Below are 15,284 nucleotides of genomic sequence, written 5' to 3'. Positions count from 1 at the left end.
TAATAATGGAATACAATACCACGCGTAATTACCTGATAATGAAGGAATATGGCAGGAATATCCAGAAAATGGTGGAGTTCCTGGTAACCATAGAAGACGACGAGGAGCGTCAGCGTAATGCCATGGCTGTAATAGAGCTGATGGGTACGCTGAACCCGCATTTACGTAATGTGGAAGACTTCAGGCATAAATTATGGGACCATATTTTTAACATCTCCGGCTTTGCCCTGAAAGTGGAATCACCTTATCCGATTCCAACCATCGAAAAACTGAGAGCAAAACCCGACAGACTTTCTTACCCTAAGAAATATCCCAGGAACCGTCACTTCGGTAAAAACCTGGAAATGATCATAGATAAAGCGGTACATGAAGAAAATCCGGAGAAAAAAGAAGGATTTACCCAGTGTATCGGTAACTATATGAAACTGGCTTATACCAACTGGCATAAGGAAAGTGTACATGATGACGCTATCAAAGCGGAATTACTGGCTATTTCCAACAACCAGCTGGAATTCCATCCTGGCCACACTTCTCACGTTGCGCCCAGCAATCCAACCAACTTTAATACGGGTGGAGGTAATGTAGCTGGTGGAGGAGAACAATTCCGTTCTACCAACAAACGTAAAAGCTTCCAGCAAAATAAATTCAAAAGCGGTAACAACAGCGGCGGCGGCGGCAAAAACAATAACAATAACAACAAGCACAATAACAAATACAACAAAAACAGGAACAAGTGAGTAGTGCTTTTGAAGTAAGAGGCGGCAACCGCTTAAAAGGGGAAATTATACCCCAGGGTGCCAAAAACGAAGCTTTACAGATCATCAGTGCAGTGATGCTGACCCCTGAAAAGGTAACCATCACCAATATTCCGGATATCGTAGATGTGAATCTGCTGATAGAGTTGTTAGGAGATGCAGGTGTAAAAATAAATCGTATAAGTCGCGATACATGCGAATTTCAGGCAGATGCAGTAGATCTGAAATACCTGGAAAGTCCCGAGTTCAAAAAGAAATCAGGCCGTCTTCGTGGATCAGTGATGATTGCAGGTCCGCTGTTAGCCAGATTTGGCCGGGCATTCATTCCAAAACCAGGTGGCGATAAAATAGGCAGACGCAGACTGGATACCCATATCATCGGTTTCGAGAAACTGGGTGCCCGCTTTGTTTATGATGCGGATGATAACTATTTCCGTCTGGAAACAGTTGGGGGCCTCAAAGGTACTTACATGCTGCTGGATGAACCCAGCGTAACCGGTACCGCTAACATTGTAATGGCGGCAGTACTGGCAGAAGGTACCACTACTATTTACAACGCGGCCTGCGAACCTTATCTGCAGCAGCTTTGTAAAATGCTGAACCGCATGGGCGCCCGTATCAATGGGGTAGGGTCCAATTTACTCACCATTGAAGGCGTAAAAGAATTGGGTGGCTGCGAACACGCCATGTTGCCGGATATGATTGAAATCGGCTCTTTCATTGGCCTCGCGGCAATGACCCAAAGCGAAATCACTATTAAAAATGCAGGCGTTGAAAACCTCGGTATTATCCCCGAGAAGTTCCGCCAGTTAGGTATACAGATGGAAATTCAAGGGAATGATATTTATATTCCTTCCCAGGATTCCTACGAAATACAAACATTCCTCGATGGTTCTATCCTGACTATTTCAGACCATCCATGGCCTGGCTTTACACCTGACCTGTTGAGCATTGTGCTGGTAGTAGCCACACAGGCGAAGGGTAGTGTGATGATTCACCAGAAAATGTTTGAAAGTCGTCTGTTCTTCGTGGACAAACTGATAGATATGGGCGCTCAGATCGTTTTATGCGATCCACACCGTGCAGTGGTGATCGGTTTAGGCCGTCAACATGCATTACGTGGCATCACCATGTCATCGCCGGATATCCGTGCCGGTGTATCCCTCCTGATTGCCGCCCTCAGCGCAGAAGGAAAGAGCACTATTCAGAATATAGACCAGATAGACCGGGGCTACCAGTACATCGACGAGAGGTTGAGAAAACTGGGTGCAGATATCAAGAGAGTATAAGAGCACCACAAAAAATAAGCGCATCGTATTCCCTGAAATATGGTGAGTGTAAGGCTAAAAGCCACTACAACCCAAAAACCGGTAAAACATTTTGCCCGTTTTTGGGTTGTGCATTTGAAGTCACCCGCAACATTGATTGTATTATTATAATGGAAAAAAAGATCATCATTGTTACCGCACCTTCCGGAGCTGGTAAAACCACTATCGTAAAAAAACTGCTGGCAAATATGCCGGTACTGGCTTTTTCTATCTCTGCCAGCACCCGTACACCGCGGCCTACAGAGGTACACGGAAAAGATTACTACTTCCTGTCTGCCGACGAATTTCATCAGCAAATAGAAGAGAATGYCTTTGCGGAATATGAAATGGTATATGCCGGTAAATATTATGGTACGCTGAAGAGTGAACTGGAACGTATCTGGAATAACGAACAGATCCCTATGGTGGACATTGATGTAAAAGGAGCTTTATCTATCAAAGAAAAATATCACCAGAACGCGCTCACTATTTTCATACAGCCTCCATCGTTAGATGCTTTACGGGTACGACTCAGCGAGAGAGGAACAGAAACCCAGGCTTCGCTGGACGAACGTCTGGCAAAAGCCCGCTACGAGCTGTCTTTCGCCCATGAATTTGATCAGATTGTAGTGAATGACCAACTGGAAAAAGCGTATGAAGAAGTAAAAAAGCTGGTAACAGATTTTTTAAATATAAAGTAGCGGCGTGATCGTTGGTTTTCCTAATTCGTTATTTTTGTTAGGATGGACGGATACACAATCATTATTCTGATTTTCCTGGTATTGCTGGCTGGCTTCTTCGCTGGTATTGAAGCCGCTTTTGCCAATGTTAATAAACTCAGCATTGAGCTCAAAAAGAAGCAAGGCCGGGCTACTGGCAAAATTTTAGCCGGTTTAAATGAAAACCCCAGTCGTTTCCTGGCCACCAGTCTGGTAGGATTCACTATTACGGTTGTTATTTACGGTATCATGGTGGCTGGTGTATTCCAGCCTGCATGGGACGCTTTCATGGGGCAATCGGCCGCTGCTGGTATGCAGCCCTTTGTTATTTTCGTGGAAGTAATACTGGCTTCTTTCATAATGCTCTTCCTGGGCTTTTTTGTACCGAGAGCTATTTTCAGATCCAGGCCTGAAGCATTGCTGGGCTTTTTTGCATTACCTATCTCATTACTCGCCAAACCGCTGTATGTGATCGGTAATGTACTCGTATCAATATCCGAGTGGATGTTGAAATATCTCTTCAATGTACGGTTGGTGGAAAACGGTGAATCCTTTACCCGCGTGGATGTAGAGCACTTTGTTCGCCAGTCGCAACAGCACCTCGGAGAAAATAATCAGGAACTGAATACCGAATTATTCGAAAACGCATTATCGCTGGCGCATGTAAAAATCCGTGGCTGCCTTATTCCGCGTAAAGAGATAGAGTCGCTGGAAATGCAACGCCCTATTGAAGATGCGAGGAGAAAATTTATGGATACCAAGCTCTCAAAAATTGTGATCTACGAAGGTACCATCGATAATATTCTGGGTTATATCCATCAGTTGGATATGTTCAAGAACCCGAAGGACATTAACAGCATTATTCATCCTATTCTGGCGGTTCCTGAAACCATGAGTGCTATTGATCTGCTCAGCAAGTTCAATAAAGAACGTAAAAGCATTGCCTGGGTAGTGGATGAATTTGGTGGAACGGCCGGTATTGTTACGATTGAAGATGTTTTGGAAGAAATTTTCGGAGAAATAAAAGATGAACACGACGAGGAAGAGTTTGTAGAAAAGCAAATCGCCGAAAAAGAATATATTTTTTCAGGAAGATTAGAACTTGATTACTTGAATGAAAGGTATGGATTAGATTTCCCGGAAGATGAAAGTGAAACATTATCAGGATACATAATCAATCATCATGAGACCATTCCGAAGATCAAGGAACGTATTATAATTGATGATTATGAGTTTGATATTCTGAATGTTACGGATACCAGGATCGAAATGGTGAAGATGAAGATGTTGGTATAGACGTATCCGTTAAAATGGTTGACTTATCGGATATTAATATGATATGAATTTTTTTATAATGTTCCGATTAACGAGACAATAACAAATTTGCTAAAACGTTTTTAAAAAAAGTAGTAGGAATTTAACACGGATTGTATACATTTGCTTCAGATGATGTAACACAATGATTTGATTTTTGTTAAAAGGTTGTAAAAAAAGTGTTCCAACATTGATAATAAAATAATTCTTGTTATTTTTGTATTACAATATAAAACGCAACCAGGGATTCTTACTTATTCTGAACGCTTGCCATCAATTAGGTAAGTAGTTTAACTGGAAGCTAAAGACATTCTCGAATTCAACTTTTTTGGGGTTAACAAACAATGGATGAAAGGCCGGCTCTTGATTCTTCTCGGGCTGGCTCTTTTTTTTACCCTACTTGATCCATCTTCTCCTCTTTTACGTACACTTCACCATAGTATCTTTCAACAACTACTTAAAGCAACATTAAAATAGGCTACTTTATAAGTATGCTACTGTAATTTGTAGTATGCAACAGCTATATTTGTGATCCTTAAGCAGAAACTGTATTCAACATCGTTCGATCGTATAAAGTATGTTAAAGAAATTTTTTTCGAATAATGACGACAAGGCAGAAATGTCTTTCTTCGACCATCTGGAAGACCTCCGGTGGCACCTCGTCAGATCAGCATTGGCAATAGTTGCATTTAGTATTTTTGGATTCGTATACACACAGGAAATTCTTGACTACGTCATCTTCGGACCCACTAACGCCACCTTTCCTTCTTATATAGCCCTTTGTAAAATTGGTCACTGGGTGGGATTGGGCGATCAGCTCTGTATTACGCCTGTAAAGGTTCAATTTTTGAATTATAAGATGGTGGGGCAGATCATGCTGCAATTTAAGCTGGCCTTCATGATTGGCTTCGTTTGTGCCTTTCCTTACATTTTCTGGGAGTTCTGGCGCTTCGTTAAGCCAGCCTTGAAAGAAAAGGAGCTCAAAGGTGCCAGAGGCGTTATTTTCTGGGTATCCTTTCAATTCTTCCTCGGAATCGGTTTCGCTTACTTCCTGATGGCCCCTTTTACCATCAATTTCCTCGCATCCTATACGGTTACTACCAAAGCGGTAAACCAGTTTTTTATAGATGATTATTTTGACCTGATGACCCAGATTGTACTGGGTATGGGTTTGTTGTTTGAATTGCCTATCCTGGTATTTTTCCTCACCAAACTGGGGATTCTTACACCGGATTTCCTGCGCGCATACAGACGTCACGCTATTGTGGTGATCCTGATCCTGGCTGCCGTTATTACGCCGCCAGATATCATCGATCAGCTGATCGTATTCGTACCTTTATACTGTCTGTATGAAATCAGTATCTTTATATCGAAGAAAGCGCTGAAAGACCGCGAAGACAAGATGACCAAAACAGAAGTAGAAGAGTGGTCTTAATTATCTCTAACTGAAAACAAGTAACTGAAATGGAAAATACAATATTCAATCTTACGCTGCCTGTAGCAATTGGTTCAGATCACGCAGGGTTTGAGTATAAAGAAGAAGTGATCTCTTTCCTGGAATCAAAAGGCTTGCAGGTAAAGGATTACGGCACACATTCAAAAGATTCTGTAGACTATCCGGATTACGCACATCCGGTGTCTACCGCGGTGGAAAGAGAACAGGCGGCCTTTGGTATCCTGATTTGCGGCAGCGCTAATGGGGTGGCTATTACCGCCAACAAACACCAGGGCATCCGCGCCGCTATTTGCTGGGGCGCCGAGCTGTCGAGACTGGCACGTTCTCATAATAACGCCAATGTGCTGTGTATCCCGGCCCGCTTTGTTGATATTCCGGTGGCTACTGAAATGGTGGAAACATTTATCAGCACTCCTTTTGAAGGAGGCCGTCACCAGGACAGAGTACGTAAAATGGTCTGCCTGTAAAGGTTTACAGCCACATATCACTTTTTACGCTAACGAATACACGAAAATGTAGTAATATTAAAGAGCCGGCTTTCAACCGGCTCTTTTTATTTATATCACCTGTCATTAAAAAACACTCCATGAGAGTCGCGCTGGTTGTCATCTGTATGTTCTTTATTTCTGCTGCACAAGCACAGCTCAATACCGCTGTGGATAACAGCGCAGCAGCTGCCAGGTATGGCGAAACCATTACAGCCGACGGCCTGAGCAAGCAATTGCATGTGATTGCAGGACCTGCCATGGAGGGAAGAGAAACCGCTACACCCGGCCAGGCAAAAGCCGCCGCATACATCATCAGCCAGTTCGAAGCTGCCGGCCTGAAACCAGGCGCCAATGGCAAATGGGAACAATTCTATCCGTTATATTCTGATAGCCTCCGCCAAAGCACCATTACCGTGCAAAACAAAACCTTTTTGTATGGCCACGATTTTCTGGCCGACCTGCGCTCCGGACAATCGCAGCACATCAACGTTTCACAGGTCATCTATGCCGACCGCGGCATCGTTAGCGGCGAATACGACGACTACGGTACACAGGATGTAAAGGGCCAGGTAGTGATGATCAGAGATGTGATAAAGAAAGGACTATCCCACGATAAAGGCACCTTGCAAGACAAAATAAAAATAGCCGGGGAAAAAGGAGCGGTGGCCATCCTGATTATTTCGCCGTCGGCCGGGCGCTTCAGCGCATTGAATCAACAAAAACTACGTACTACCGGACTTTACTGGGAAAAAGATACAATCCAGAAACCCAATACCTACTTCATTACACCCGCGCTGGCGGCTGCTATTATGGGCATTAACAACAGCGAATCCCTGGTGGAAGACCTGGAAAAGGGAAAGAAAATACCAGCCATCATTAAAACGCCTGTTCACATTGTGTTTGATAAAATGGCCACCGTATTACATCCGTCCAATGTTTTGGCCTACCTGGAAGGCACCGATAAAAAGGACGAAGTGGTGTTTATTACCGCACATTATGACCATCTGGGAAAAGAAGGAGATAAAATCTTTTATGGCGCTGATGATGATGGCTCCGGTACCAGTGCGGTACTGGAAATTGCTGCCGCCTTTGCCCGCGCAAAAAAAGAAGGACATGGCCCCCGCAGGAGCATGGTATTTATGACCGTATCCGGAGAAGAAAAAGGATTGCTGGGATCAACTTATTATACMGATCACCCCATTTATCCATTGGCCAATACCGTGACCGACCTGAACATTGATATGATTGGCCGGATTGATCCTGCGCACGAAAAAGATACAAATTATCTATACATTATTGGCGATAATAAACTCAGCTCAGAGTTGCGTCCCATCAATGAAAAGGCAAATAATACGTATACCAAACTTAAACTGGATTATAAATACAACGACCCTAACGATCCGGAAGCCTTCTATTACCGCTCAGATCACTACATGTTTGCTCAGCACAACATTCCCATTATCTTTTATTTCAACGGCACGCATGCCGACTATCACCAACCCACAGACACGGTAGATAAAATCAGTTACACACTGCTGGCTAAGCGGGCCCGTCTCGTTTTTTACACGGCCTGGGATATTGCTAACCGTGAACACAAATTGATCGTAGATCGACACGAAAAGTAACAATTAAGCGTACTCTGTAGTAAAGCGAGCACTTAAAATGCAGTACTATCTAACGTTTTAGATAGTAAGGAAACCTATTTGTTTATTTTAACAAAATTTTTTAAATTGTGTGTATCGTCTTTGCGCTAAGAGTCAAAACAAAATTTCTTTCAGATTTATAGTAACGGTGAATGTAGGAATCATGAGAACTCCCGCCACCTTTTAAACTGAGAGTGAAGGCTATCCCACAAGGTGAGCACCCTTGTGTCCCATTAATCGATGTTGTGACGGAAGTACCTGGTATTCATACTTTTTTTAAACACCTAGTTGTAGTAGTCCTGATTGTTCAGAATGACGGAAACGCTTATTGCACGCAATGGTATACCCTGCCATGATATTGTTACGTTTTGTGAAACCTTAAATTGAGAATGCATGCTTAATTTTTATAGCGCTTATTGGTGGATCTTTTTGTTGAGAGGAATCTTTGCCCTGGCGTTGGGTGTGCTGGCCGTTGGATGGCCGGGTATTACCTTTGCCACTTTCATTGTTTTTATTGGTGCGTATCTTTTTATTGCCGGTTTTTTTGCCATCATTGGCGCCATTGCAGCACGTAAAACAACGGAAAATTGGGGCCTCTTTCTTATCTCCGGACTACTGGGCGTTATATTCGGCATCCTCACGTTTTATAATCCGTTTGCTACAGGCGCAGCGCTGATATATGTAATCGCTTTCTGGGCCATGTTAGCCGGATTGTTTGAGCTGATCATTGCTATCAGGTTAAGGAAGGTCATCACCGGAGAAGGATGGTATATAGTGGGTGGATTACTGACCATCATTTTCGGTTTGCTCCTGGTCACTAACCCGGTAGCCGCAGCCGTTACGCTTACCTGGATGTTTGGAATTTATGCAATTGTTACTGGTATTATGCTGATATCATTGTCTTTCCGACTTCGCAACAGGCATTAAAACGATAGCTGGAGTTAAGATACAATACCCTGTTTACTATTTTAAAAGCGCCCCACATGCTTGCTTATCCTTTAACTAAAACTATTCCTGATGATGACAACACCTGAATAAGGCACCTGTATTTGCTGCTTCAGGGTGTTGATAGTCCCTGTTCATTTAAAGCATTACAGGTGCCAATACAACCTCACCAGATGGAGCGCCGGCGGCTCACCATTACTATCTACGCTGTTCTCCCCGGGCCAATGAAAGGCTACCATTGAAAATTGTGAATAATTTAAAGTTAACCGTTATGTCATCCACCGAATTTAACAACTTATTGCTGGGCAATGCTGATTTCCTGCGCCCATACGCAGTTACCCTAACTAAAGATTCAGAATCAGCGAAGGATCTTTACCAGGAAACATTGTTCAGAGCATTGTCTAACCGTGATAAGTACCTGGCAGGCACCAATATACGGGCCTGGCTGTACACGATCATGCGTAACATTTTCATCAATAATTATCGCCGGGGTAACCGCCAATATCGGCTGCTCGACCATGCAGTAGGGGATTATCTGCTGAGCCACMAGCCCAGCGCTATCGGGAATTTTGCAGAATCGGACCTGCGCGTAAAAGATGTACAAATGGCGGTATATAATCTGCCGGTCATCTTCAAACAGCCGTTCCTGTTATATTTCGAAGGCTATAAGTATTATGAAATTGCTGCCATTTTAAACGAACCTTTGGGTACTGTGAAAAGCCGTATTCACTTTGCCCGTAAAATGTTGAAAACCCGTATCACCAGACACTAATGTATTGTTTGAATTATATCTTATAACCCACTCAGGCTTTTGGATACAGAAGTCTGCAAACGCTCAGCAAAATCCAAAATTAACTGCTGCTACAATACTATGAATACCCGGTAGTCAGCTTCAAATTGTTGTTAGTGAAACCTGCTGCATTATCTGTTGACCTCTGGCGGATAAACGGCGAGTCCGCTGTATGTCCGTTTGCAGACGACTGTTTATCCTGAAAAGTCCTACCAGCCTTCACCAGATGCCTCCGTTTAGCACAATTCTTTGTTAAATAACCAGTTATTATTAAAGAAATGACGTAATTACCGGTTTAAAACCGTTACTTAGCGCTGCACACTATTCAAATTTTCCGGATATTCTGCAACTGTCTGTATGCCGGATTTAACAATGCTATATGCCAAAAGTAACTTTCAACAACAAGAATGCGTTGTTTTTTCCTGCGCTGAAATCGGCCGTGGAAGAGTATTTCAAGTCAAATAATATCCGGAAAACGGGTAACTGGAAGCTGTACCTTAAAACAGCCATTCTCCTTCCCGTGGCAGTAGCCTTATACGTCTCATTACTATTTATAACGATGCCAGCGGCGCTCGCCATCACTTTATGCGCTTTGTTGGGCTTCATTCTGGCGAGTATCGGCTTCAATGTCATGCACGATGCCTGTCATGGCAGCTATTCTACCAACAGCCGGGTGAATGATACCCTTGGCCTCACGCTGAATGCGCTGGGCGGTAATGCTTTCATCTGGAAACAGAAGCACAATATCATTCACCACACCTACACCAATGTGGATGGACTGGATGATGATATCGCAAAAAGCCCGCTGATGCGTCAATGTAGTTCTCAGAAATGGGTGCCTATGCACCGTATTCAGCATATCTACGTAGTGTTGATATATGCGATCTCTTCTTTTGCCTGGGTGTTCATCATGGATTTTGTAAAATACCTCGGTCGTAAAGTGTATACTACGCCACTGCAACCCATGAAACTAACCGATCATATGGTGTTCTGGGGTAGCAAGGTGTTGTATGTAGTATTTTACATAGCGCTCCCAATTGCCCTGCTGGGCTGGAAAGCGTGGGGCATCGGTTTTGCCGTGATGCACGTGGTAATGGGCTTTACGCTGGCAATTGTATTCCAGCTGGCACACGTGGTAGAAGAAACTACCTTTGAAGCTGCCGGAGAAGATGCTAAAGTAATTGAAAACGAATGGGCTATCCATCAAATAAAAACCACCGCTAATTTTGCGCCTGGACATAAACTGATTTCCTGGTTTGTAGGCGGATTGAACTACCAGGTAGAACATCACCTGTTTCCCCGTATCAGCCATGTGCATTATCCTGCACTCAGCAAAATTGTAGCCGCTAAATGTGCCGAGCATAACCTGCCATACAACTGTATCCCTACTATGCAGGGAGCCGTGGTATCACATTTCCGGTTCATGAAAGCACTGGGCGCTAAGCCATAAGAAATTACGAAATAAGAATTACGAATTACGGGATTTGTGAGAAGATAATAGCGGATGTTCTCCGCGTTTACTATCTTCTCACAAATCCCGTAATTCGTAATTCTTAATTCGTAATTCTATTCGTACTTTTACACCCTTCTGAAATACACATCTTACTATAAATAAAATATAAACAGCAGTCGTGATGAAGGCAAATTATTTAGACGAGCTTAACGAACAACAGCGGAAAGCAGTAACACATATTAACGGCCCTTTGATGATTGTAGCAGGCGCCGGTTCGGGTAAAACCAAGGTGCTGACCACCCGTATCGCACATCTGATGCGGAATGGCGTGGATGCGTTTAATATTTTGTCACTTACGTTTACGAATAAAGCCGCCCGCGAAATGAAAGAAAGGGTGGAAAAAATACTCGGTGGCAGCGAAGCCCGTAATCTTTACATCGGTACCTTCCACTCCGTATTTGCCCGTTTGCTCCGCGCGGAAGCACATAAGCTCGGTTATCCGAACGACTTCACCATCTACGACTCTGATGACGCCAAAAGCGTGATCAAAACCATTATCAACGAGCTTAACCTCGATGATAAACACTATAAACCCACCTTTGTATACAACCGCATCTCAGCTGCCAAAAACAGCCTGATGGGCCCAGACGAATATCAGCTGGATCACCTGGTACAACAGGAAGATATGCGCGCCAACAGGCCGCTTATCGGCAAAATCTACGACATGTACGCCAAACGAACCTTTAAGAATGGCGCCATGGACTTCGATGACCTCCTGTTCAAAATGTATATTCTCCTGAAATCAATCCCGGACGTATTGCATAAATACCAGCATAAGTTCAAATATATCATGATCGATGAGTACCAGGATACCAACCCTGCACAGTACGAAATCATCAAATTACTGGGTGCTGTCAATGAAAATATTTGTGTAGTGGGAGATGATGCACAAAGTATCTACTCTTTCCGCGGCGCTACTATCGAAAATATCCTCCAGTTTGAAAAGGATTATGATGATGTGAAAGTGGTAAAACTGGAACAAAACTATCGCAGTACCAAAACGATCCTTGGCGTGGCTAACGAAGTAATTGCCCACAACAAAGGACAGATCGAAAAAAATCTCTGGACAGATAATACAGAAGGTGATACCATTAAACTGGTACGCACCATGACAGATAACGAAGAAGGAAAATTTGTAGCAGATACCATTGCAGAACAAAAGCTGCGGAATCACTACGACAACCGCGACTTCGTGATCCTGTACCGTACCAACGCGCAAAGCCGTTCCTTTGAGGAAAGCCTGCGTCGTAAAGCAATACCATACCGCATTTTCGGTGGCTTATCGTTCTATCAACGTAAAGAGATCAAGGACTTTGTGGCCTATCTCCGTATTACTATGAATACCCGCGATGAAGAAGCGCTGAAGCGTATTATCAACTACCCGGTGCGGGGTATCGGAAAAACGACCATCGAAAAAACCATTGTACTGAGCAACGAACACAACATCACCATGTGGGAAGTGCTGGAAAGAGGCCGTGAATTTGGTTTCAAAGGCGGTACCGTGGAAGCGATGGAAGCTTTTGTGATCATGATTAAGAGCTTTCAGGCACTGCTGACTACGCACAATGCATATGATGTAGCGGTATCAGTAGGTAAATCCACTAACCTGGTAAAAGAATTATTCAACGATAAAACTACGGAGGGGCTTGCCCGTTATGAGAACGTGCAGGAGTTACTGAACTCCATCAAGGAGTTTACAGAAACCCCCGATGAAGAAGGCGAGTTGCTGGATAAGAGCATGGGCTCTTACCTGCAGCAGATTACCTTGCTCACGGATGCTGATCAGGGCACTGACGAAAACAGTGATGTAGTGAAGCTGATGACCATCCACGCTGCAAAAGGACTGGAATTCCCAGTAGTATTCACCGTAGGGCTGGAGGAAACTTTATTCCCCAGCGGCATGTCTATCAATACCCGCGAGGAACTGGAAGAAGAAAGACGCTTGTTTTATGTAGCTATTACCCGTGCAAAAGCGCGCCTCTGGCTTACATATGCCAATAGCCGTTATCGCTTTGGTAACTTGGTACAAAATGAGCCGAGCCGCTTCCTGGAAGAGATGCCGGAAAAGTTCATCGACCGCAGCTATGCAGGTGGAGGTAGTGTACGCAATGCCTTTGGCAGTGGTAACACATCCGGTTGGAGCAACAGCAATAATATGTTTGACCGGATGCAAAAGAAATCTCCGGCGCAATCATCTTCGCAGCCAGCTGCTCAGAAGCCGGCTCCCAAGCCTGTTTTCACCGGTTCAACTACGCACGTGCCTTCTGAAAACTTTACCCCCGATGATCCGGCAGGTATGGAACCCGGCATGCAGGTAGAACACCAGAAATTTGGTTTTGGAACTATTGCAGGCCTGGAAGGAGCACCCAACAACAGAATTGCTACGATTATATTCCCTAAAGGCGGCGGCGAAAAGAAAATTATGCTGAACTACGCCAAGTTGAGAATTGTGAGATAGGGATTAACAACTAGCTGTTAGCATTTAGCAATTAGCTATTAGACTTTTACGCAGGTTGATAACTAAAGGGCAAACAGCAGATCTTTCACAACAGTACAAATACTAATCACTAAAAGCTAACAGCTAAATGCTAACAGCTATATTAAAGCTCCGGCAATTTTGTGCGTATCAGGAACGGAGTCACCAGGAAACCCGGTATAAGTGCCTGGAACTGGGATTGAGAGGAGAGGAAGTGGAAGAAGCCATTACAGAATTGATAGCTGAAAACTTCCTCAACGAAGAACGATTTGCCAAAGCCTATGCTGGCGGCAAATTCCGTATCAAGCAGTGGGGCCGGAAAAAGATAAAGATGGAGCTGAAGCAGAAGCAGGTGTCTGATTACTGCATCAGAAAAGGGTTGGAAGAGATTGATGAAGAAGACTATGCTGCGGTGCTGCTCAAACTCACTGAAAAGAAGTATGAATCGCTGAAGGGAGAAACCGGTATAAAGCGCAAGTATAAAACCATGCAATACCTGTTGCAAAGAGGTTTTGAATCGGAGTTGATTAGTGTTGCGCTTGAACAAATCGCAAATAAAGCCGTATAAGCAGGCAATAATTTGAAAAGTTTCTAATCCGTCAGGTTGTAATTTTGTGATCACAATAACCGACAATGTCAGATCTGAAAGTAACACTTATACAGTCGCAATTGCACTGGGAAGATAAGGAGGCTAACCTCCGCATGTTTGATGAGAAAATCAACAGCATCAAGGAAAGGACAGAAGTAGTGATTTTACCGGAAATGTTCAGCACCGGCTTCAGCATGCAGTCTTCCAAACTGGCTGAAACGATGGATGGCAGTGCGGTACAATGGATGAAGAAAAAAGCTGCGGAGAAAAACATTATTATCACCGGTAGCCTGATCATTGAAGAGAACGGCCAATACCTGAACCGCCTTATCTGGATGCTGCCTAATGGCACCTACGGTACATATGATAAACGCCACCTGTTTGGTTATGCAGGCGAGCAGGATCATTATAAACCCGGCGATAAACGCCTGATTGCACAGGTGAAGGGCTGGAAAATCAATCTCAGCATCTGTTACGACCTGCGCTTCCCGGTATGGGCACGCAATAACATACAAGCAGATACCAACGAACCGGCGTATGATGTGCTGATCAATGTAGCTAACTGGCCGCAAAGACGCAAAACCGCCTGGATGACGTTGTTGCAAGCCAGAGCTATTGAAAACCAATGTTTTGTAATTGGCGTAAACAGAGTCGGCAACGATGGCAATAACATTTATCATAGTGGAGAATCCAGCCTGATTGATGCGATGGGAGAAATCATCTACCGCAAATCTGATGACGAGGATATCTTTACGTATACCCTTCAACGTGATCCGCTCAATGAAATCAGAAAGAATATTCCTTTCCTGAAAGATGCGGACCCATTCACTATTTTACCGAAAGCATAACAGTTAAAGGCTGACTGCTATAAAATATCATCATGTTCCTGCAAGCCGTCCACCACATCGCTATTATTTGTTCTGACTACCCACGTAGTAAAGCATTTTATACCGATGTGCTGGGCTTACAGGTAATCCGTGAAGTATACCGGGAAGAAAGGGACTCCTGGAAGCTGGACCTGGCTTTAGGGGACCTGTACATCATTGAATTATTTTCTTTCCCGGACCCTCCCGCAAGAGTAAGCCGTCCAGAGGCTGCCGGATTGCGTCACCTGGCTTTTTCTGTTACTGATATTGAAAGTGCAGTAGCGCAGCTACAGCAAAAAGGCGTTTCCACCGAGCCTATACGCACAGATCCTCATACTAATCAACGATTTACATTTTTTGCAGATCCCGATGGGCTGCCTTTAGAGTTATACGAAGTTCACTAACGTCTATAAAATTTTATGG

General features: G+C 43.9%; 14 protein-coding genes. All 14 read left to right on the top strand.

Translation table 11 applies throughout. The features are described 5' to 3' along the window. Positions 1–5: 5 nt before the first annotated feature. The gene (locus AC1DFM_RS13800) at positions 6–737 is read left to right on the top strand and encodes a DUF4290 domain-containing protein (RefSeq protein WP_477077319.1); all 732 of its coding nucleotides are present in this window, start codon (positions 6–8) and stop codon (positions 735–737) included. Beyond that, positions 734–2,044 (top strand): UDP-N-acetylglucosamine 1-carboxyvinyltransferase, encoded by a 1,311-nt coding sequence (gene murA, locus AC1DFM_RS13795; RefSeq protein WP_477077318.1) that lies wholly within the window; start codon positions 734–736, stop codon positions 2,042–2,044. Before AC1DFM_RS13800 ends, murA begins: the two co-directional genes overlap by 4 nt. Before the next feature lie 149 nt (positions 2,045–2,193). Continuing rightward, positions 2,194–2,763 (top strand): guanylate kinase, encoded by a 570-nt coding sequence (gene gmk, locus AC1DFM_RS13790; RefSeq protein ID WP_477077317.1) that lies wholly within the window; start codon positions 2,194–2,196, stop codon positions 2,761–2,763. A gap of 42 nt (positions 2,764–2,805) precedes the next feature. After that, on the top strand, positions 2,806–4,077 hold the full coding sequence (locus AC1DFM_RS13785; protein WP_477077316.1) for a hemolysin family protein: 1,272 nt from the start codon (positions 2,806–2,808) through the stop codon (positions 4,075–4,077). A gap of 595 nt (positions 4,078–4,672) precedes the next feature. After that, a complete protein-coding gene (tatC, locus tag AC1DFM_RS13780) occupies positions 4,673–5,530 on the top strand; it encodes a twin-arginine translocase subunit TatC (protein WP_477077315.1) in 858 nt (285 codons plus the stop codon). 29 nt (positions 5,531–5,559) lie between these two features. Then, complete coding sequence (rpiB, locus tag AC1DFM_RS13775; RefSeq protein ID WP_291925326.1) at positions 5,560–6,018, top strand: ribose 5-phosphate isomerase B; 459 nt, start codon at positions 5,560–5,562, stop codon at positions 6,016–6,018. 119 nt (positions 6,019–6,137) lie between these two features. Continuing rightward, complete coding sequence (locus tag AC1DFM_RS13770) at positions 6,138–7,664, top strand: M28 family peptidase (RefSeq protein WP_477077314.1); 1,527 nt, start codon at positions 6,138–6,140, stop codon at positions 7,662–7,664. A 411-nt stretch (positions 7,665–8,075) separates the two neighbouring features. Next, positions 8,076–8,609, top strand: coding sequence for an HdeD family acid-resistance protein (locus AC1DFM_RS13765; RefSeq protein ID WP_477077313.1), 534 nt, complete (start codon positions 8,076–8,078; stop codon positions 8,607–8,609). Between the two features lie 289 nt (positions 8,610–8,898). Next, positions 8,899–9,399 carry an RNA polymerase sigma factor gene (locus AC1DFM_RS13760; RefSeq protein ID WP_477077312.1) on the top strand — a complete coding sequence of 167 codons (501 nt, stop codon included), beginning with the start codon at positions 8,899–8,901 and terminating at the stop codon, positions 9,397–9,399. A gap of 397 nt (positions 9,400–9,796) precedes the next feature. Beyond that, on the top strand, positions 9,797–10,867 hold the full coding sequence (locus tag AC1DFM_RS13755) for a fatty acid desaturase family protein (RefSeq protein WP_477077311.1): 1,071 nt from the start codon (positions 9,797–9,799) through the stop codon (positions 10,865–10,867). A 184-nt stretch (positions 10,868–11,051) separates the two neighbouring features. Then, entirely contained in the window at positions 11,052–13,388 is a 2,337-nt protein-coding gene (locus AC1DFM_RS13750; RefSeq protein ID WP_477077310.1) for an ATP-dependent helicase, read from the top strand. Between the two features lie 127 nt (positions 13,389–13,515). Then, on the top strand, positions 13,516–13,974 hold the full coding sequence (locus tag AC1DFM_RS13745) for a regulatory protein RecX (RefSeq protein ID WP_477077309.1): 459 nt from the start codon (positions 13,516–13,518) through the stop codon (positions 13,972–13,974). Positions 13,975–14,039: 65 nt separating this feature from the next. Beyond that, positions 14,040–14,843 (top strand): amidohydrolase, encoded by an 804-nt coding sequence (locus AC1DFM_RS13740; protein WP_477077308.1) that lies wholly within the window; start codon positions 14,040–14,042, stop codon positions 14,841–14,843. A gap of 32 nt (positions 14,844–14,875) precedes the next feature. After that, positions 14,876–15,265 carry an SMU1112c/YaeR family gloxylase I-like metalloprotein gene (gloA2, locus tag AC1DFM_RS13735; protein WP_477077307.1) on the top strand — a complete coding sequence of 130 codons (390 nt, stop codon included), beginning with the start codon at positions 14,876–14,878 and terminating at the stop codon, positions 15,263–15,265. Positions 15,266–15,284 lie beyond the last annotated feature (19 nt).

This window comes from Chitinophaga sp. 05T412 (assembly GCF_056396465.1).
The sequence above is the reverse complement of the archived record's forward strand: the minus strand, read 5'-3'. Positions and strand labels throughout refer to the sequence as shown.

Coding starts and splice junctions, on each gene's coding strand:
- AC1DFM_RS13800 (WP_477077319.1), top strand. CDS start 6: ATGGAATACAATACCACGCGTAATTACCTGATAATGAAGGAATATGGC.
- AC1DFM_RS13750 (WP_477077310.1), top strand. CDS start 11,052: ATGAAGGCAAATTATTTAGACGAGCTTAACGAACAACAGCGGAAAGCA.
- AC1DFM_RS13765 (WP_477077313.1), top strand. CDS start 8,076: ATGCTTAATTTTTATAGCGCTTATTGGTGGATCTTTTTGTTGAGAGGA.
- AC1DFM_RS13745 (WP_477077309.1), top strand. CDS start 13,516: ATGCTAACAGCTATATTAAAGCTCCGGCAATTTTGTGCGTATCAGGAA.
- tatC (WP_477077315.1), top strand. CDS start 4,673: ATGTTAAAGAAATTTTTTTCGAATAATGACGACAAGGCAGAAATGTCT.
- AC1DFM_RS13740 (WP_477077308.1), top strand. CDS start 14,040: ATGTCAGATCTGAAAGTAACACTTATACAGTCGCAATTGCACTGGGAA.
- AC1DFM_RS13785 (WP_477077316.1), top strand. CDS start 2,806: ATGGACGGATACACAATCATTATTCTGATTTTCCTGGTATTGCTGGCT.
- AC1DFM_RS13755 (WP_477077311.1), top strand. CDS start 9,797: ATGCCAAAAGTAACTTTCAACAACAAGAATGCGTTGTTTTTTCCTGCG.
- rpiB (WP_291925326.1), top strand. CDS start 5,560: ATGGAAAATACAATATTCAATCTTACGCTGCCTGTAGCAATTGGTTCA.
- gloA2 (WP_477077307.1), top strand. CDS start 14,876: ATGTTCCTGCAAGCCGTCCACCACATCGCTATTATTTGTTCTGACTAC.